The following is a 19816-nucleotide window of genomic DNA, read 5'->3' as shown; positions in this document are numbered from 1 at the left end:
CAGCGCGGATCTCTGCATGGTTGAATGAAGCAACGCTTCATGGTGTGGGTCCGGTGCCTTTGGGGGTTCTTCTCGTGCTCGATCTCGGCCGGCTCCGCGCGCTGCACGCCGTCTCCGTTCACGGCACGGTCGGCGCGGCGGCCACCGCGCTCGGATACACCCCGTCCGCCGTCTCCCAGCAGATCGCCAAACTGGAGCGCGAGACGCGGACGACTCTGCTCGAACGGCAGGGCCGCGGGGTCGCGCTCACCGAGGAGGCCCGCCATCTCGCCGACACGGCGCGGGAGTTGCTGGCCATCGTCGAGCGTGCGGAGACCGAGTTGGAGGAGCGGCGCGGGGTGCCCGCGGGGCGGCTCACGATCGCGGCGTTCGCTTCGGCGGCGCGGGGGCTGATGCCGGCCGTCCTCGCGGACCTGGCGCGGCGTCACCCCTCCCTCGACACCCGCATGACGGAGATCGACCCGCATCTGTCCATCGACCTCGTGGCCAAGGGGGCGGTCGACATGGCCGTCGCCCACGACTGGGACATCGCGCCGATTCCGACGCCGCCGGGGGTCGAACAGGCGGTCATCGGCGACGACTTCTGCGACCTCGTCGTGCCGCACGACCACCGGCTCGCGGGGCGGGAGTCCGTCCGGCGCGAGGAGCTCAAGTCCGAGCGGTGGATCACGCAGCCTCCCGGTCTCGTCTGCCACGAGTGGCTCATCCGGACGCTTCGGGAGGCGGGGTGCGAGCCGGACATCGCCCATCAGGCGGAGGAGAATCCCACGTTGGTCGCGCTGGTCGCGGCGGGGCTCGGGGTCGCGCTCATCCCGCGCCTCGGGCGCGGGCCGATCCCGTCCGGGGCGGTCACGGTTCCCCTCGCTCCCGTGCCGGTCCGGCGCCTGTACGCGCTGTGGCGGGCGGGGGCGTCTCGGCGGCCCGCGATCGCCGAAACGGTCCGCACGCTGCAGTTGCACTGGGCTCCGCAGGGTCCACCCCGCACCGCCCCGCTGGGCCAGGAGCACCACCCCCGCCGCTCCGCGGCGGATCACTCCCACCCACCCACCCGTTCACCCCGCACCGCCCCGTACGAGTAGGAGCACCACCCCCGCCGCTTCGCGGCGGAAGCTCCCCACCCACCCACCCGTTCACCCCGCGACGTCCAGCGGGAGTAGGGGCGGGTGGGGGGGGGGAGGCTCGCAGTAGTACGGGGGCGAGCGGGGGGGTTCACAGTAGCCATGGGGGGGGTTGGGGGGGCTCACAGTAGCCACGTGGGAGCGGGTGGGGGGGAGCTTGTAGCAAGCCACGGGGGGTGGGTGAGAACTTGCGATAGCCACCGGGGGGGGTGGGGGGAGCTCAGAGTATCCACGGGGAACCCCCAGCACCCACCGAGCGGAGGTGGTCGCGCCCCAGCACCCACCGGGCGGAGGTGGTCGCGCCCCGGCTCCCGCCGAGCGGGGGTGACCGCACTCCACCCCCTCCGGACGAGCGTGATCACGCCCCGCCTCCCGCCGGGCGAGGGGGGTCGCGCCCCACCGGCCCGGGCGCCCCAGCACCCACCGGGCGGAGGCGCTCCCACCCCACCTCCGACCGGGCGGCGGCGCTCGTACCCCACCTCCCACCGGGGTCGCAGCCGCTCGCGCGCCCGAGGGGACGTGGGGGTATGTGCGCACGGAGCACCGAGCACACGGGGGCGGCCGGGGACATTCCGCGGGGCGCAGGGATGGCGAGTACGCACATACCCCCGCGGCCCCGCCCCCACCCACGGGCAACAGGCGAACCCCAGCCCGGCCAGGAGGGGGAACCCCCCGCCGCCCCCGCGCGTCCAACCCGCACGCTGTCGGTGAGTCTCCGCACGGCGGTGTCGGCATCGCTGCTGGCTGCGAACGCTGATCACCCTCTCCGCCGCCTGCGGCCGACAGCCCGCCGTCACCGGTGCGCCCCCCTCCAACAGCGCCGGTGACGGCCCCTCAGGGCCCCATCCCTTGACCGGCAGAAATCTTCGGGATATCCGTTGCTCCTGAAACTAATCTTCAGGCCGGCCCCGCCAGCCCCTCCAGCCCAGCCAGCCCAGCCGCAGGAGCACTCCTTGTCCGCATCCGCCGACCGCGACCGCGACCACGACCACGACCGCGACCACCCGCTCCGCGCCCTCATCCGCACCCTGTCCCTGGAGGACAAGGTCGGCCAGCTCTTCGTGATGCACGTGTACGGGCACACCGCCACCGACCCCGACCAGGCGGACGTCGACACCAACCTCCGCGAGCTCGGCGTGCGCGACGCCGCCGGGCTCATCGCCCGGTACCGGCTCGGCGGCATCATCTACTTCGGCTGGGCCCACAACACCCGCTCCCCGCACCAGATCGCCGAGCTCTCCGAGGGCATCCAGAAGGCCGCCCCCACCCTCCCCGTCCTGATCTCCGTCGACCAGGAGCACGGCGCCGTCGCCCGCATCGGCGCCCCCGCGACCCTCCTCCCCTGCGCCATGGCCCTCGGCGCCTCCGGCTCGCACGAGCACGCCCGTGAGGCCGCCCGGATCGCCGGCACCGAACTCCGCGCCCTCGGCATCCACCAGAACCACGCCCCGGACGCCGACGTGAACGTCGACCCGGCCAACCCCGTCATCGGCGTACGCTCCTTCGGCGCCGACCCCGACGCCGTCGCCGGATTCGTGGCCGCCCAGATCGACGGCTACCGGAGCGCCGGCATCGCCACCGCCGCCAAGCACTTCCCCGGCCACGGTGACACGACCGACGACAGCCACACCGAGCTGCCGCACATCAGCCACACCCGCGAGGAGTGGGACCGCTACGACGCGCCCCCCTTCCGCGCCGCGATCGCCGCAGGCGTCGACTCCGTCATGACCGCCCACATCGTGGTGCCCGCCCTGGACCCCTCCGGCGACCCCGCCACGCTCTCCCACCCGATCCTCACCGGCATCCTCCGGGAGGAGCTCGGCTACGACGGCGTCATCGCCACCGACTCCCTCGCCATGCGCGGCGTCCGCACGAAGTACGGCGACGACCGGGTGGCCGTACTCGCGCTCAAGGCCGGCGCCGACCAGCTCCTCAACCCGCCCCGCCCCGACGTCGCCTGGAACGCGGTCATCGAGGCCGTCCGGAGCGGCGAGCTGACGGAGGAACGTATCGACGAGTCCGTCCTCCGCGTGCTCCGCATGAAGGCACGGGCAGGTCTCCTGAACCAGGTGCTGAACCAGATGTCGAACCAGGTGCTGGAGAGGGAACCGGCACCGTCAACGCCACCCGCCCCCACCCTCTCCACTCCCACCCCTTCCACCCCCACCCCTTCCGCCCCCACCCCCTCCGTCGACGCCACCGTCGGCACCCCCGCCCACCTCGTCGCCGCCGACCACATCGCCGACGCGACCACGACCCTCCTGGTCAACACCGACGCGCTCCTCCCCCTGTCCCCCGCCACCCACCCCCGCGTCCTGGTCGTCGGCGCGGACCCCCGTTCGCCGTCCGGCACCACAGGACCGCCGACCACGGTCCTCGCGGGCGCCCTCAACAGCCTCGGTTTCCAGGCCGTCGCGCTGCCCACAGGCACCGCGCCCGACAAGGCGACCATCGAGCAGGCGGTGGCCGACGCCCGGGGTCAGGACGCCGTCCTCGTGGCCACGTACAACATCAGCACGCACGCCGCCACCAAGGACAACACCCAGGCGGCGAACACCACCCTGGACCGGAGCCCCGCTCCGCACGCCCGCGCCCACCGGGCGACGGACCCGGACGACAGCAACGAGTACGACGAGAACGACGAGTACGACGGCGAGAACACCGGCCAAGTCGGCCTCGTCGCCGCCCTCAAGGCCACCGGTCTCCCCGTCATCGCCCTCGCGATCCGCAACCCCTACGACGTGGCGCACCTGCCGCCCGTGGACGCCGCCCTCGCCTCGTACTGCTGGACGGACGTCGAGCTGCGCGCCGCCGCACGGGTGATCGCGGGCCGCACCGCCCCGCAGGGGCGACTTCCCGTGCCGGTGCGGCGGGCGGACGATCCCGCTCAGGTGCTGTATCCGATCGGGCACGGACTGACGTACCAAGACTAAGAACCCCAAAGCCCCCGCACGCCTGGCGTGCGCCCGCCGCGGCGGGTCACGCTGGGTGCACGCATCGGGGGGATGGCCATGATTGCCTGCGACTCGGGGTGGCCGCGTACGGCCGGCCGGGCCGTCTGTGCTCTGCTGCTCACCGCGGCCGTCGCGACGACCGCCGCGGCGGTGACGGGTTGCCAGAAGCCGTCCGGATCAGGATCACGGGCTTCCGCCACCCCCTCCTCCGCCCGGCCCTCCGGCTTCGGTACCGGCTTCCTCGCCGTGGACGAGTGCAGTTCGCGGGGGCGCGAGTCCTTCACGGAGGTGCCGTGCGGCAGCGAGCGGGCCGCCGCGCGGGTCATCGCGCGCTACGACGGCAAGGTCAAGGAGGGGCCCGCCTGCCCGGCCCGTACCGATTTCGTGCTGCACGTCAGCGAGAGCAGGCCCGCCGTCGACGAGGACGGTGACGGCGAGGTGCCTCAGGGGTACGCCTGCATGCGGAATCTGGAGGCACCGCATCCCGGCGACCCCGGGCGCGGCGGCGGCCCGCGGACGGTCGTCGGCGACTGCGTGTACGGGGCGGGGCGCGGCGAGGTGCGGGAGACGGCCTGCGACGGCTCCGGCGAACGGCCCCCGGAGTACCTGGTGTCGTCGGCGGTGGAGGACCGGGCCGGGTGTCCCGCCGCCACGCGGCTCTACGTGACGCTGGACGGTGCGCGTCCGGTGGGGTGCGCGGTACACATGTGACTCCCGCGAACACTGAAGGACCGGCCCGAACCGGACCGGCCCTCCAGCACCCGACATGTGCGGGTCAGCGCCCGGCATGTGCGGGTCAGCGCCCGACATGAGCGGGTCAGCGCCCGACATGAGCGGATCGGTGCCTCACGGGCGCAGCGTCTGCTCCTTGCGCACGTCGCGCCGGTCCAGCTTCTTGTCGTACGCGGCCAGCGGCTTGCCCGAGGGAGAGGACACCCCGGCCCACGCCTGGATCCGCTGCGTCGCCTTCGCCTTGTCGGTGGCGACGAGCTGCGCCACGTTCGCGCCGTGGTTGGCGCCGGGCGCCGTGAAGACGTACGAGTCGTGCTTGGCGCCCCGGGCGGGCCTGAACGGCTCGGCGCCCCACGGGTCGTACTCGCCGTACACGTACATCATCCGGTGCGCGTTGTGCCGCACCCAGCGGTCGACGTCCCGCATCGCGTGCGGCTTGAACGTCATCGGGATGTCGCGCGGCACGAAGTTGCGCGGCGGCTGGTAGCCGTAGCGGCTGAGGCCGCCGAGCCAGGGCTGGCCGATGGTGGGCGCGCCGAGTTCCGTGCCCGCCTGGTAGTAGTACGGCGTGTAGGGCTCCAGGCCCTGGTCGGTGTAGGAGGACCAGCCGCCCACCGAGTCGACGTAGTCGAAGATCTCCTGGTCGGTCGCCGTGGCCGCGGTCGGGATCTTGCCGCAGGCGGTGGCGGCCGGCTGGTACTGCCAGAAGCCCCACACCAGGTCCATGACGACTGCTTCGAAGGCCTTGTCGAGCGTGCCGACGGTCTTGAAGGTGTAGCCCTCGGCCTCGGCGTAGGCGGAGAGCTTCGCGGACAGCGGCTCCCTGCGCACCAGCGCCTCGCGCTGGACGTCCTGGATCCGGGTGCGGCACTCGCGCGGTCCGACGCCGGCGAGGAACCTGTCGTACGCCGAGTCCTCCTTGTCGACCACGTCGTTGGGGGCGACGTACGCGACGACGCCGTCCATGTCACGCGGGTAGAAGCGCTCGTAGTACGTGGCGGTCATGCCGCCCTTCGAGCCGCCCGTGGCCAGCCACTTCTTGCCGTAGATCGGCTTCAGCGCCTGGTGGATGCGGTGCTGGTCGCTGGCGGCCTGCCAGATGTCGAGCTTGGACCAGTCGGCCGGCTGGGGGCGCGAGGGCGTGAAGTAGCGGTACTCCATGGAGACCTGGTTGCCGTCGACGATCTGCGTCGGCTCGCGGCGGCTGGGGGCCGTGGAGACGCTGTAGCCGCTGGTGTAGTAGACCGTCGGGCGGCTGGTGTCCTTGTGCAGCACGGTCAGGCGCTGCTTGAAGGTGCCCTTGGACGGGTGCCGGTGGTCCACCGGCTGGGTGTAGTTGAGGACGAAGAATCGGTATCCCGGGTAGGGCTTCTCCTCGATCAGGCTCATGCCGGGTATGGCGAGCAGCCTGTCCTTGATATCGGTGCTGTCAGCATGACTGTTGGTTCTCGTGTGGTCCGCGGCCGTCGCCGCCCCGGTCGTCGCTCCGGCCACGCCCATCGTGCCTATCAGCACCACGAGCGACAGCACCCATCTGAGCGTCTTGCGCATGCACCCTCCCCTGTCGACACAGCAATGCCCCGGAACCTACGGGAGCAACTGGGTCCGCACCAGGGGGAGTTATCGGGACATCGTGCGGTCACAGACCGGACTTCAGCAGAGAATCCAGCCCGAACTGACCCCGCGGCCGCTGATCTTCCCCTTCACCCACACGCAGCGGTGGCCCGCGTGGACCGTCACCGGGCCCGCGTGGTGGCTGTAGTGGCCCTTGTCGCGGGCGGGGCGGCCGCCGCGTGCCTTGACGCTGACGGACATCGACTTGCGGGCGCCGGTGCGCTTGGCGACGACCACGGCGCAGACGTAGCCGCGGGATTTGAAGACGTCGACGCGGCCGGTGCTGAAGGGCAGGGTGCGCACCTTGCGGCCGGCGCAGAGCCCGTCGACGGCCTGGGCCGACGAGGTGCCGGGGCCCGCGAGGGCGAGGAGTACGGCGGCTGCGAGCACGGCGGTGCCGAGCGTCAGCCGCCGTCGTATCCGACCACTGCCGCGCCCACTGCTCACGATTGCCCCTCCCGCCACTCCTGTCTCAACGTTCTGAGGTACGGACGCAGCCCGCGGCCCGTGCGGTTGCGGGATCCCGCCCCTTTTTCGGCAACCGGTTACCGGCACCTTTGCCCGGCACCCGCTCAGACCGCCTCGACCGGCTCCCCCACGAACGTCCGCCACAGGCGCGCGTACCGCCCGTCCAGCGCGAGGAGCTCCTCGTGCGTGCCGTCCTCGGCGACCCGGCCATGGTCCATCACGACGACGCGATCGGCGCGGGCGGCCGTGGTGAGGCGGTGGGCGACGACCAGCGTGGTCCGCTTGCCCGCGATGCGGTCGGTGGCCTGGTTGACCTGCGCCTCCGTGGCGAGGTCCAGCGCGGCCGTCGCCTCGTCGAGGAGCAGGATGTCGGGGTCGACCAGTTCGGCGCGGGCCAGCGCGATCAGCTGGCGCTGTCCCGCGGAGAGGTTGCGGCCGCGTTCGCTCACCTCGTGGAGGTAGCCACCGTCCAGGGTGGCGATCATGTCGTGGGCGCCGACCGCGCGGGCGGCGGCCTCGACCTGGGCGTCGGTGGCGTCGGGTCGGCCGTACGCGATGGCGTCGCGGACGGTGCCCGCGAAGAGGTACGCCTCCTGCGGGACGACACCGAGGCGGTGGCGGTACGAGGTGAGGTCGAGGGAGCGCAGGTCCGTGCCGTCGACCGTGACGCGGCCGCCCGTGGGGTCGTAGAAGCGGGCGACGAGCTTCACGAGCGTCGACTTGCCCGCGCCGGTCTCGCCGACGAACGCGACGGTCTGTCCCGCCGGGATCCGCAGGCGCACGTCGCTGAGCGCCTCCTCGGGGTCGCCCTCGCCCGTGGCCGCGTACGCGAAGTCCACGTCCTCGAAGGCGATCTCGCCGCGCAGGGAGAGCACCTCCATGGGCTCGTCGGCGGTCTTCGTCGACGTCGGCTCCTGGAGCAGTTCCTGGATGCGGCCGAGCGAGACGGTCGCCTGCTGGTAGCCGTCGAAGACCTGCGAGAGCTGCTGCACGGGGGCGAAGAACAGGTCGATGTAGAGGAGGTAGGCGACGAGCGCGCCGGTCGTCAGGGTGCCCGCCTCGACCCGGCCCGCGCCGACGATCAGCACGGCGACGACGGCGACGGAGGACAGGAGCTGCACGAACGGGAAGTACACGGAGATCAGCCACTGGCCGCGGATGCGGGCCTGGCGGTAGCTGTCGCTGTTCTCGGCGAACCGTTCGGCGCCCGCCCGCTCGCGCCGGAAGGCCTGCACGATGCGCAGCCCGGCCACGGACTCCTGGAGGTCGGCGTTGACCGCGGACACGCGCTCGCGCGCCAGCTCGTACGCCTTCACGCTGGACTTGCGGAAGAAGTACGTGCCGACGATCAGCAGCGGCAGCGTCGCGAAGACGACGAGGGCGAGCTCCACGTCGATGACGAGCAGGGCGACCATGATGCCGAAGAAGGTCACGACGGAGACGAACGCGGTGACGAGCCCGGTCTGGAGGAACGTGGAGAGCGCGTCGACGTCGGTCGTCATCCGGGTCATGATGCGCCCGGTGAGCTCCCGCTCGTAGTAGTCGAGGCCGAGCCGCTGGAGCTGCGAGAAGATCTTCAGCCGCAGTGAGTAGAGCACCCGCTCACCCGTACGTCCCGTCATGCGCGTCTCACCGGTCTGCGCCGCCCACTGCACGACGACGGCGGCGAGCGCGAGCCCCGAGGCGGTCCAGACGGCGCCGAGCGCGAGGTCGCTGACGCCCTCGTCGATGCCGTGCCGGATCAGGACGGGCAGCAGCAGCCCCATGCCCGCGTCGACGGCTACGAGGAGCAGGCTGAACAGCAGCGGCACGCCGAATCCGGCGAGCAGCCTGCGCAGCCCGTACGACTCCTCGGGCGTGACGGCCCGCGCCTCGTCGATGCCGGGGGTGTCGGTGGCCGGGGGCAGCGCCTCGACCTGGGCGAGGAGCTCGGGCGTGGACGGCATCCCGGCGAGTGCCGGGTCCTTGGCGCTCTTGGCGTCCCGGTCGCCGGTCCACAGGGCGGGCGTGATGCCGCGCTCCGCGTCGAACTCGGCGTCGAGCTCCTCGCGTACGGAGGTGTCCTCGGGCAGGTCGGCGGGGAGCGCGTGGCCCGGGGAGACGCCGCCGAGCTCGTCGGGGTCGGTGAGCAGCCGCCGGTAGAGGGCGGAGCGCTCCTCCAGCTCCTCGTGCGTGCCGAGGTCGGCGAGGCGTCCTTCGTCGAGGACGGCGATGCGGTCGGCAAGGCCGAGGGTGGAGCGGCGGTGGGCGATGAGGAGGGTGGTGCGGCCCGCCATGACGCCGCGCAGCGCTTCGTGGATCTCGTGCTCCACGCGCGCGTCGACGGCCGATGTGGCGTCGTCGAGGACGAGGAGGCGGGGGTCGGTGAGGATGGCGCGGGCGAGCGCGATGCGCTGGCGCTGGCCGCCGGAGAGGGTCAGGCCCTGCTCGCCGACCTTGGTGTCGTACCCCTCGGGCAGCTCGGATATGAAGCCGTGGGCCTGGGCGGCGCGCGCGGCGGTCTCGATCTGCTCGCGGGTGGCCTCCGGGTGGCCGTAGGCGATGTTGGCGCCCACGGTGTCGGAGAAGAGGAAGGAGTCCTCGGGGACGAGCCCGATGGCGGAGCGCAGGGAGTCGAGGGTCAGCTCGCGCACGTCGTGGCCGCCGATGAGGACGGCGCCGTGCGTCACGTCGTAGAAGCGCGGCAGGAGCAGCGAGACGGTCGACTTGCCGCTGCCGGACGAGCCGACGACGGCGAGGGTCTCGCCGGGGCGGATCTCGAAGGAGAGGCCGTCGAGGACGGGCCGGTCGTCCTCGTAGGCGAAGGAGACGTCGTCGAACTCGACGGTGGCCGGGGCGTCGGCGGGCAGCTCCTTGCGGCCGTCCTCCATGCTCGGCTCGGTGTCGATCAGTTCGAGGACGCGCTCCACGCCGGCGCGGGCCTGCTGGCCGACGGTCAGGACCATGGCGAGCATGCGCACGGGTCCGACGAGCTGGGCGAGGTAGGTGGAGAAGGCGACGAAGGTGCCGAGGGTGATCTCGCCCTTGACGGCGAGCCAGCCGCCGACGGCGAGCATGGCGACCTGGCCGAGCATGGGGACGGCCTGGAGGGCGGGGGTGTAGCGGGAGTTGAGGCGGACGGTCCGCAGCCGTCCGGCGAAGAGCTTGCGCCCGACCTCGCGGAGCTTCCCGGTCTCCTGCTCCTCCTGACCGAAGCCCTTCACCACGCGTACGCCGCTGACGGCGCCGTCGACCACTCCGGCGACGGCGGCGGCCTGCGCCTGCGCGTACCAGGTGGCGGGGTGCAGCCGGGAGCGGGAGCGGCGGGCGATGACCCAGAGGGCGGGGGCGACGGCGAGGGCGACGAGGGTGAGCGGCAGGGAGAGCCACGCCATGATCACGAGCGAGATCACGAAGAGCAGGATGTTGCCGATGGTCATCGGCAACATGAAGAGCAGACCCTGGATGAGCTGCAGGTCGCTGGTGGCGCGGCCGACGACCTGCCCGGTGGACAGTTCGTCCTGGCGCCGCCCGTCGAGCTTCGTGATCGTCCCGTACATCTCGGTCCGCAGGTCGTGCTGGACGTCGAGGGCGAGGCGGCCGCCGTAGTAGCGGCGGATGTAGGTGAGGACGTAGACGACGAGGGCGGCGCCGATCAGGGCGCCCGCCCAGGGGCCCATGGAGCGGCCGCCGCCCTGGCCGTCCTGGCCTATGACGTCATCGATGATCACCTTGGTGATCAGCGGTACGAGAGCCATGACGGCCATGCCGCCGAGCGAGGAGCCGAGCGCGAGCACGACGTCCTTCGGGTATCGCCACGCGTACCCGGTGAGTCGCCTGGCCCAGCCGGATTCCTCCTGCCGAACCCCGCCCCGTTGCTCCGTCACGTGCTGCCTCCCGTCGACCTGACCTGCCGAGAGGCCCAACACGGCGGGACGCGGATTTCATCCCGCCGCAACAAACCGGTCTCAGGCGGCGGGCACCGCCACGAAAGCCTCACGGGGCTGGTCCGTGGGCGCGTACCTGCTCGCCGACGCCGCACGGGGCGCGAGGTCCTTGTGCACCGCCTTGGCCACCCCCTGAATCGTGGCGACGCCGTAGTTCATCGTGCTGTTGCCGTGGGTGAGCACGGAGATCGTGTAGTCGTGGCCGCCGCCCTTGAACGCGCCGATGCTGTGCACGCGCCAGCCGTGCGTCGACCGCTGGAGCCAGCCGTTCTTGACGTGGATGGAGACGCCGGACGGCGTGCCCGCGGGGGTGCCCCAGCGCTGGGAGGAGACGACCTTGCCCATCAGCTTGAGGATGTAGGCGCGCGCGTTGTCGCTCAGGACGGAGTTCTTGGCGGTGATCAGCGCGAGGAGCTTCTGCTCGTCGGTCGCGTTGATCCGGGTCAGCCCCCAGTAGCCGCCGGAGCCGGGCACGGTCTTGGTCATCTTCGCGGCCGCGAGGAACCCCTTGATCTTCCCCGTGCCGAGCTGCCGCCAGAGCTTGCTGGTCGCGTCGTTGTCCGACTTGGTGATCATGGCGTACGCGAGGTCCGACTCGCGCTCGGACAGCTTCCGGTCGGTCTTCTTCGCATCCCACAGGAGCGCCGCGAGGACGGTCGCCTTGACGACGCTCGCTGAGTCGTACGAGGTGGACCCGCGCAGGGTGCAGGTCGTCTTCGTGGTGCGGTCGTGGAGGCCGACCGCGACGGTGCCCTTGCGGTTCTTGAGCGCGGCGGTGATGTCCTTGGTGAGCTTCGCGGCGAGGCCGGCCTGTCCGGAGGTGCAGGTGACCTGCGGCGCCGTCGCGGCTGCGGCGGGCGTGGCGGCGGCGGTCGCGCCGAGCGGCAGCAGCACGCCGGCGGCGAGGCCCGCCGAGAGCACGCGGGCACGCCTGGATATACCCGATACCGGGTGAGTCATGGAATTTTCCCGTCCCCTTGGGTCCGTACAAGACCCTCGGGGCCCGTACAAGCGCGCCCCCCGGCACGCTCATCACACATGACTCACCGGCACCGGTGAATGGTTGCACTGACTTATATGAAAATCTGCATCGATCAGCCCAGATGCGTGGGCGCGAACATCCGCAGCAGTGCCGGGAGCACCACGACCGAAGGCCCCGGCTCGGCCAGCGCCTTCGCGAGGTCGTCCCGGAGCGTCTCCGGCGACGACCGCACGCCCGGCACTCCGAAGGACTCCGCGAGCTTCACGAAGTCCGGGCGCGCGAGCTCCGTGGCCGTCGCCTCGCCGAAGGCGTCGGACATGTACTCGCGCAGGATGCCGTAGCCGCCGTCGTCGACGATCAGCCAGGTCACGGGCAGGTTGTACTGCCGTGCCGTCGCCAGCTCCGCGATCGAGTACATCGCGCCGCCGTCGCCCGAGACGGCGAGCACCGGCTGGGAGGGGTCCGCGACGGCCGCGCCGAGGGCGGCCGGGAAGCCGTAGCCGAGGCCGCCCGCGCCCTGCGCCGAGTGCATCGTGTTGGGGCGCCGCGCGTCGAACGCCGACCACGCCCAGTACGCGAGGATCGTCATGTCCCAGAAGGACGGTGCCGCGTCCGGCAGGGCCTCGCGCACGGCGGCGAGGACCTGCTGCTCCAGGGTGAGGTCCTGGGCGGCGATCCGCTCGCGGACCCTGCCGAGGACCGCCGCGACCCGCTCGGGCGCCGAGGCGTCCTCGCGCGGCTCCTCGATGGTCTCGAGGAGTGCCGAAAGCGCGGTCCGCGCGTCCGCGTGGATGCCGAGTGCGGGGTGGTTGGACTCCAGCTTCCCGGCGTCCGCCTCGATCTGGATCACCCGGCCGCGGGGCGCGAACGTGTGGTAGTTCGAGGAGAGCTCGCCGAGGCCGGAGCCGACGACGAGCAGGACGTCCGCGTCCTCCAGGAAGTCCGTGGTGTGCCGGTCCTCCAGCCAGGACTGGAGCGAGAGCGGGTGCTCCCAGGGGAAGGCGCCCTTGCCGCCGAACGTCGTGACGACGGGGGCGTTCACCAGCTCGGCGAGCGCGCGCAGCTTGCCGGAGGCGTCCGAGCGCACGACGCCGCCGCCCGCGATGATCGCGGGGCGCTCGGCGCGGGACAGCAGGTCGGCGGCGACCGCGGTCAGCTCGGGGCGCGGCACGACCTCCTCGGGCGTCGCGTCCATCGCGGTGACGACCGGCAGCGTCGTCTCGGCGAGCAGCACGTCCTGCGGGATCTCCACCCATACCGGGCCGTGCGGCGCGGTGAGCGCGGACTCCCAGGCCGCGGCGACGGCGGACGGGATCTGCGAGGCCGTACGGACCGTGTGCACGGACTTCACGACGTCCCTGAACGAGGCCTGCTGGTCGCGGAGTTCGTGCAGATAGCCGTGGCGGCCGCCGCCGAGCCCGGCCACCGGGACCTGGCTGCCGATGGCGAGGACCGGGGAGGAGCCCGCGGCCGCCTCCTGGAGCGCGGCGAGCGAGGTGAGCGCGCCGGGCCCGGTGGAGAGCAGCAGCGGGGCGACCTCACCGGTGATGCGGCCGTACGCGTCCGCCGCGAAGCCCGTGTTGTTCTCGACGCGGAATCCGACGTACGAGAGCGGGGAGCGCCGCAGCGCGTCGAACATGCCGAGCGCGTGCTGGCCGGGCAGGCCGAAGACGGTGGTCGCACCGAGGCCGGCGAGGGTCTCCATGACGAGGTCGCCGCCGTTGCGCCCGGGGGGCGGGTTCAGGGCGGCCTCGGTCTGGCGCGGCGTGGGGCGCAGCACCAGGTCGTGGTCGTGGGTCATGCGACGTCTCCTCCGTCTCGTCCGGGCCACGGCCCGGCAGGCGCTCCGGCCGCCGGGCCGCGTACGGCCCGGCGGGCACGGGCACCCAACAGCCTTGCGGCCGTGGTCACTTCGTGCTCTGCTCCGCGCCGCGGGCGGCGGCGATCTGCCTGCTCATGATCGTCGTCAGTTCGTAGGCCGTGTGGGAGGCCGCGACGGCCGTGATCTCCGCGTGGTCGTAGGCCGGGGCGACCTCGACGACGTCGGCGGAGACGAGGTTGCAGGAGGCGAGGCCGCGCAGGATCTCCAGGAGCTCGCGGGAGGTCATGCCGCCGGCCTCGGGGGTGCCGGTGCCGGGCGCGTGGGCCGGGTCGAGGCAGTCGATGTCGATGGAGATGTAGAGGGGGCGGTCGCCGATGCGCTGGCGGAGCTGGTCGGCGACCTCGTCGGCGCCGCGGCGGTAGATGTCCGCCGAGGTGACGATGCCGAAGCCCATCTTCTCGTCGTCGGTGAGGTCCTTCTTGCCGTAGAGCGGGCCGCGCGTGCCGACGTGGGAGAGCGCCTCGGTGTCGAGGATGCCCTCCTCGACGGCGCGGCGGAACGGCGTGCCGTGCGTGTACTCGGCACCGAAGTAGGTGTCCCAGGTGTCCAGGTGCGCGTCGAAGTGGAGCAGCGCGACAGGACCGTGCTTCTTGGCGACCGAGCGGAGCAGCGGCAGCGCGATGGTGTGGTCGCCGCCGAGGGTCATCATGCGGGCGCCGGAGCCGAGGAGGTCGTCGGCGGCGGCCTCGATCGTCTCCACGGCCTCGTTGATGTTGAACGGGTTGGCCGCTATGTCACCGGCGTCCGCGACCTGCGCGAGCGCGAACGGCGAGGCGTCCTGCGCCGGGTTGTAGGGGCGCAGGAGGCGGGAGGCCTCGCGGATCGCGTTGCCGCCGAAGCGGGCGCCGGGACGGTACGAGACGCCGCTGTCGAACGGCACGCCGACCACGGCGACGTCCGTCTTGCCGCCGACCTCGTCGAGGCGGGGCAGCCGGGCGTACGTCGCCGGGCCCGCGTACCGCGGGATGCGGGAGGAGTCGACGGGGCCGCGGGGCGTCTCGTTGCTGCTCATGGTGGGGAGTGCCTTCCTTTTTACGCTTCGATGCGCTTTGTGGGCGCTTTCTGACTCTACTGAGGTGTGGGGGCCGGTTCCGCCACGGGCTCGGCGGCGCGTCCGGCGAGCCGCTCGCGCCAGGCCGCGAGGACCTGCGCGTCGGTCGGCCTCGTGGCGAGGGAGACGACGGCGTACACGGTGAGGGAGGTCAACAGGCCGTAGTAGACGGGCTCGTTGGCGAGGATCCCGTACCACCACATCAGGCCGATCACGGACAGACCGCCGGCGACGACGGCCGCGAGCGCGCCCGCCGCCGTCCCGCGCCGCCAGAGCAGCCCGCCGAGGATCGGCACAAGGAGACCGCCGACGAGCAGGTTGTACGCGACGGTCAGGGCCTCGACGACGTCGTTGAGCGCGATGGCGATGACGATGACGGCGACGCCCATGACGAGGATGAAGGCGCGGTTGCCCCTGACCTCGTCGTGCGCCTCGCCGGCCGGCTTCCCCACCGCGCCCCGCAGCCGCGACCAGATGTCGTTGTTGGCGACGGTGGCGCAGGCGATGAGCGCTCCGGAGGACGTCGACATCACGGCGGCGAGGGCGGCCGCGAGAACCAGCCCCCGCACGCCCACGGGCAGTTCGTCCTTGACGATGGTCGCGAAGGCCGCGTCGGCGCTCGGCAGCTTCGGGTACATGACCTTGGCCGCGGTGCCGATGACGGCGCCCGCGATGGCGTACACCAGGCAGTATGTGCCGGCGACGGTGCCTCCGTAGCGGGCGACCCTGTCGCTGCGGGCGGTGAAGACGCGCTGCCAGATGTCCTGCCCGATGAGCATGCCGAACGTATAGATCAGCACGTACGTGAAGATCGTCTCGCCGCCGACGCCCAGCGGGTCGAAGTACTCGGTGGGCAGCTCGGCCCTCATCTCGCCGAACCCGCCGGCCTTGACGACCGCGATGGGCAGCAGGAGCAGCAGCACGCCGATGGTCTTCACCACGAACTGCACCATGTCGGTGAGCGTGATGGACCACATGCCGCCGAGCGTCGAGTACGCGACGACGATCGAACCGCCGATGACGATCGCCACGGTGCGGTTCAGGTCGAAGAGGACGTCGAAGATCGTGGCGTACGCGATGGTCGAGGTGACCGCGAGCATCAGCGTGTAAGCCCACATGACCACTCCGGAGATGACGCCCGCGCGCCCGCCGTAGCGCAGGTCGAGCATCTCGGAGACGGTGTAGACCTTCAGGCGCGCGATGCGGGCCGAGAAGAACACGCTCAGCGCGAGCAGGCCCAGGCCGATGGTGAAGACCATCCAGGCGCCGGAGAGCCCGTACTGGTAGCCGAGGCCGACACCGCCGATGGTGGAGGCGCCGCCGAGGACGATCGCGGCCATGGTCCCGGAGTACATCCAGGGTCCGAGGCGGCGACCGGCGACCAGGAACTCACTCTTGGACTTGGCGCGGCGCATGCCCCACCAGCCCATGGCCAGCATCCCTGCGAGATAGACGACGATCACTGTGTAGTCGACGGCCATGGGGGGCCTCCTTCGCGCACCTCGGTGGCGGGTCGTGCAGATGGGGGTGAGGACCGGCCGCGGGGACATCCGCCCGTACCCGCGGCCTCCGGTCGGCACGACCTTAGGTGGCCGGAAAGCAACGCTGAAGTGTACGTTTCCTCCACTCGCCGCGACCTGTACGGATGGAATGCCCATATGGCCGACCCCACGGCTCCGCCCACCCCGCCCGTGCCGCTCGCCGCGCTGCTCGCCCGCGAGGACCTGGGCCTGCGGCAGCTCGCCGGACCCGACGCGCGGGCGGCGGGCACGGCCGTGCAGTGGGTGCACACCTCGGAGATGGCGGACCCCTACCCGTACCTCCTCGGCGGCGAGCTGCTCCTCACGGCGGGCGTGCACATCGCGGACCCGTCGGACGCGGCCGGCGACCACCTGGACGCGTACGTCTCCCGCATCGTCGCCGCGGGCGGCGCGGCCCTCGGCTTCGGCGTGGCGCCCGTGCACGACACGGTGCCGCGCGCCCTGGCCGAGGCCTGCGACCGGCACGGGCTGCCGCTGGTCGAGGTCCCCCGGCGCACCACGTTCAGCGGGGTCGCCCGCGCCGTGTGGCGGTTGATGGCCGAGGCACGGCACGCGGAGCTGCGCCGGGTCACGGAGGCGCAGCAGGGCCTCGCCACGGCGGCGGCAAGGACGGACCCGGTACCGGCCGTCCTGCGCCAGCTTGCGTCGCGGCTGGGCGGCGCGGCGGTCCTGTACGGCCCCGACGGCACGGAGATCCAGTCGGCGGGCCTCGTGCGGGAGGCGGCGCGGGACGCGCTCCGCGAGCTGACGGGCGTGGTGCGCCGCGCCGCCCCCTCCGCCCCGGCCTCCGCGGCCGACACGGCGGGCGCCACGCACCTGGCCGCGTACGCGCTGGGCGGCGGCCGCGGCTTCGCGCTCGGGGTGGCCACGGACCGCCGCGAGCCGGGCGACCACACGATCGCGGGCGCGGCGGTGGTGCTGCTGTCGCTGCTCACGGGGGAACACCAGGGCACGTCGGAGGCGGCGCGGTCGGCGGCGCTGGTCCGCCTGCTCCTGGGCGCGCCCGCGCACACGGTGGGCGCGCTCCTGGGGAGCGAGCTGTGGACCGTGGTGCACGCGCGCGGAGACCGCACCACTCCCCTGTCGGCCTCCGCGCTCGCCACGGCGCTGGGCACGGCGCTGGTCGACCCGGGTGAGGACCCCGTACGCCTCCTCGTCCCCGCCGACCTCGACATCACCCCCCTGGAGGGCTGGACTCTCGGCGCCTCCGCACCGGCGCCCGCGGCGGGCCTCGCGGCAGCGGACGCCCAGGCGGCCCGCGCCCTGCGCCGCGCGGAGGCCACCCGGGCCCCCCTCGTCCGCCAGCACGCCAACGGCGTCGCCGACCTGATCGCCCCCGAGGAGGCCGACGCCCACGCGCGCGTGCTGCTGTCGCCCTTGGCCGACAACGAGACCCTGACGTCGACGCTGCGCACCTGGCTCTCCCTGCACGGCAGTTGGGACCGCACGGCAGTGGCCCTGGGCGTCCACCGCAACACGGTCCGCCAACGCATCGCCCGCTGCACGACCCTCCTGGCCACCGACCTGAACGACCCGGACGTCCGCATGGAACTCTGGTTCGCCCTGAGCAGACCCCACTGAAGGAGCCCCGTCGGGGACGCGGGTCCGGGGACGCGGGTCCGGGGACGCGGGTCCGGGGACGCGAGTTTGGGGGCGCGCGTCACGGAGGCGCGAGTTCGGGGGCGCGGGGAACTGCGCGACAAGCCCCCACAGACCCGCACCGCAGCCGCAGGCTGAGCGATCCCGCCCCCTGCGCAGAGCACTCGTCCCGCACAATGAGAGACATGCCGATACCCAGCCGCGCCGCGCTAGTCGATCACCTCGTCCGCACCCGCATCGCGGGCGACGTAGCCACGCCTCGCGACAACAACCTCAGCCACTACAGGAAGCTCGCGAACGGCGACCGCCACTACTGGCTGGGGCTCGAGCTCGGCGACCGCTGGACGGACGAGCAGGACGTCCTCGCGGTGATGGCCGAGCGCTGCGGCGTCATCGACGACCCGGAGCACCGGTACGGCCAGGACACGATCGACCCGGAGCTGACGGTCGCCGCCCTGGAGCGGATGGCCGCACGCCTGCGGAAGGCGGCCGCCGGCAAGGAGAGGGTGCTTTTCGCCACCGGTCACCCCGGAGGACTGCTCGACGTGCACCGCGCGACGGCCGCCGCCCTGCGCGCCGCGGGCTGCGAGATCGTCGTGATCCCCGAGGGCCTGACGGCCGACGAGGGCATGGTCTTCCAGTTCGCGGACGTGGCGATGCTGGAGCGCGGCGCGACGCTGTGGCACACGCACTCGCCGGAGCCGATGAACGCGATCCTGGACGGCCTGGAGCGCGAGGGACGGCCGCAGCCGGACCTCGTCGTCGCCGACCACGGCTGGGCGGGCCGCGCGGGCCAGCGCGGCCTGGACTCCGTCGGCTACGCGGACTGCAACGACCCGGCGCTGTTCATCGGCGAGGCCGAGGGCACCGTGCAGGTGACGGTGCCGCTCGACGACCACGTGACGAGCCCGCGCCACTACGACCCGATGACGGCCTACCTGCTCGACGCGGCGGGGCTGACGCCCGGCGCCTGAGCGGGGCCCGGTGTCGGGTCCAGGTAGACCCTGCGGACCGCGGGGAAGCGTTCCTGGACGCGGAGCGCCATCCGGTCGCAGGCCCGCTCGATGTCCGCCGCGCTCGACACGTCCCGGAAGTCGACCTTCGCGGCGACCAGGGCCTCCTTGGGGCCCTGGAGGAGCGTGGTCAGCTCCAGTACGTCCACCACGTGCGGGTCGGCGAGGAGCTCGGCGCGGACCGCCGCCCGCATCTCCGGCGGCAGCGGGCGTCCGATGAGGAGCTCGGAGTTGGCATGCCCGAGGACCCAGGCGACGTACACGAGGAGCACGCCGATGCAGAGCGAGGCGATGCCGTCCCACACGCCGGACCCGGTGAGCTGCCCGCCGAGGAGCCCGGCCGCGGCGAGCACGAGGCCGACCAGTGCCGCGGAGTCCTCCATCACGACGGCCTTGACCGCGGTGTCGGGGGTGTGGCGCAGATAGCGCTTGATGTGGACTCCGAAGCGGTCGGCCTCGCCGCGTGCCTGCTTGAGGCCGGTGCGCAGCGAGTAGCCCTCCAGGAGGAAGGCGATGCCGAGCACGACGTACGAGACGAGGGGGTCGCCGGGGTCCTCGCCGTGGGTGAGCGTGTGGATGCCGTCGTAGACGGCGAAGACGCCGCCGCCGACGAACGTGGCGACGGAGGCGAGGAGCGCCCAGATGTAGCGGGCGCCTCCGTAGCCGAGGGGGTGCTCCTCGTCGGCGGGCTTGTCGCTGGCCTTCAGGGAGACGAGCAGCATCAGCTCGGTGACGGTGTCGGCGACGGAGTGGGCCGCTTCGGAGAGCATGGCGCTGGAGCCGCTGATGACGCCCGCGACGGCCTTGGCCAGCGCGATCCCGAGATTGGCGACGGCGGCGACGATGACGGTGAAAGCACTCTCGCCGCCCGCCTCGGAGGGTTGCTCACTCATGTATCGGACGGTATGTCCGATCAGCGGGAGACGCGAACGCCGG

Annotated in this window: 13 protein-coding genes; 5 read left to right on the top strand and 8 right to left on the bottom strand. The window is 72.5% G+C overall.

Annotation, left to right across the window (positions count from 1 at the left end; genetic code table 11):
- Positions 1-74: 74 nt before the first annotated feature.
- The 3 genes from AC07DO_RS01540 (at position 75) to AC07DO_RS01530 (ending at position 4783) form a co-directional block, all read left to right on the top strand.
- Positions 75-1079, top strand: coding sequence for a LysR family transcriptional regulator (locus AC07DO_RS01540; protein WP_479056257.1), 1005 nt, complete (start codon positions 75-77; stop codon positions 1077-1079).
- A gap of 1103 nt (positions 1080-2182) precedes the next feature.
- Positions 2183-4051 carry a glycoside hydrolase family 3 protein gene (locus tag AC07DO_RS01535; RefSeq protein ID WP_479057491.1) on the top strand — a complete coding sequence of 623 codons (1869 nt, stop codon included), beginning with the start codon at positions 2183-2185 and terminating at the stop codon, positions 4049-4051.
- A gap of 78 nt (positions 4052-4129) precedes the next feature.
- The gene (locus AC07DO_RS01530; protein ID WP_479056256.1) at positions 4130-4783 is read left to right on the top strand and encodes a hypothetical protein; all 654 of its coding nucleotides are present in this window, start codon (positions 4130-4132) and stop codon (positions 4781-4783) included.
- A 135-nt stretch (positions 4784-4918) separates the two neighbouring features.
- On the opposite strand, the gene AC07DO_RS01525 is transcribed toward AC07DO_RS01530, so the two are convergent.
- The 7 genes from AC07DO_RS01525 to AC07DO_RS01495 all read right to left on the bottom strand — a co-directional run bounded on the left by AC07DO_RS01525 (position 4919) and on the right by AC07DO_RS01495 (position 16208).
- Complete coding sequence (locus tag AC07DO_RS01525) at positions 4919-6355, bottom strand: aminopeptidase (RefSeq protein ID WP_479056255.1); 1437 nt, start codon at positions 6353-6355, stop codon at positions 4919-4921.
- Between the two features lie 102 nt (positions 6356-6457).
- Complete coding sequence (locus AC07DO_RS01520; RefSeq protein ID WP_479057490.1) at positions 6458-6868, bottom strand: hypothetical protein; 411 nt, start codon at positions 6866-6868, stop codon at positions 6458-6460.
- A gap of 122 nt (positions 6869-6990) precedes the next feature.
- Positions 6991-10752, bottom strand: a complete 3762-nt coding sequence (locus AC07DO_RS01515; RefSeq protein WP_479056254.1) for an ABC transporter ATP-binding protein — start codon at positions 10750-10752, stop codon at positions 6991-6993.
- 81 nt (positions 10753-10833) lie between these two features.
- The gene (locus AC07DO_RS01510; protein ID WP_479056253.1) at positions 10834-11772 is read right to left on the bottom strand and encodes a serine hydrolase; all 939 of its coding nucleotides are present in this window, start codon (positions 11770-11772) and stop codon (positions 10834-10836) included.
- Positions 11773-11906: 134 nt separating this feature from the next.
- Positions 11907-13595 (bottom strand): thiamine pyrophosphate-binding protein, encoded by a 1689-nt coding sequence (locus AC07DO_RS01505; RefSeq protein WP_479056252.1) that lies wholly within the window; start codon positions 13593-13595, stop codon positions 11907-11909.
- A 106-nt stretch (positions 13596-13701) separates the two neighbouring features.
- A complete protein-coding gene (speB, locus tag AC07DO_RS01500) occupies positions 13702-14688 on the bottom strand; it encodes an agmatinase (protein WP_479056251.1) in 987 nt (328 codons plus the stop codon).
- Between the two features lie 56 nt (positions 14689-14744).
- Entirely contained in the window at positions 14745-16208 is a 1464-nt protein-coding gene (locus tag AC07DO_RS01495) for a sodium:solute symporter family protein (RefSeq protein ID WP_479056250.1), read from the bottom strand.
- A 177-nt stretch (positions 16209-16385) separates the two neighbouring features.
- Between AC07DO_RS01495 and AC07DO_RS01490 the strand changes: the two genes are divergently transcribed.
- Positions 16386-17849, top strand: a complete 1464-nt coding sequence (locus tag AC07DO_RS01490) for a PucR family transcriptional regulator (protein WP_479056249.1) — start codon at positions 16386-16388, stop codon at positions 17847-17849.
- 203 nt (positions 17850-18052) lie between these two features.
- Positions 18053-18841, top strand: a complete 789-nt coding sequence (locus tag AC07DO_RS01485; protein WP_479056248.1) for a phosphatase — start codon at positions 18053-18055, stop codon at positions 18839-18841.
- Here the strand turns inward: AC07DO_RS01485 and AC07DO_RS01480 are convergent.
- Complete coding sequence (locus AC07DO_RS01480; RefSeq protein ID WP_479056246.1) at positions 18802-19773, bottom strand: cation diffusion facilitator family transporter; 972 nt, start codon at positions 19771-19773, stop codon at positions 18802-18804. The two genes, AC07DO_RS01485 and AC07DO_RS01480, sit on opposite strands and share 40 nt — an antisense overlap.
- Positions 19774-19816: the final 43 nt, after the last annotated feature.

Source organism: Streptomyces sp. NPDC045678 (genome assembly GCF_056432085.1).
This window is presented reverse-complemented; position numbering and strand designations above follow the sequence as displayed.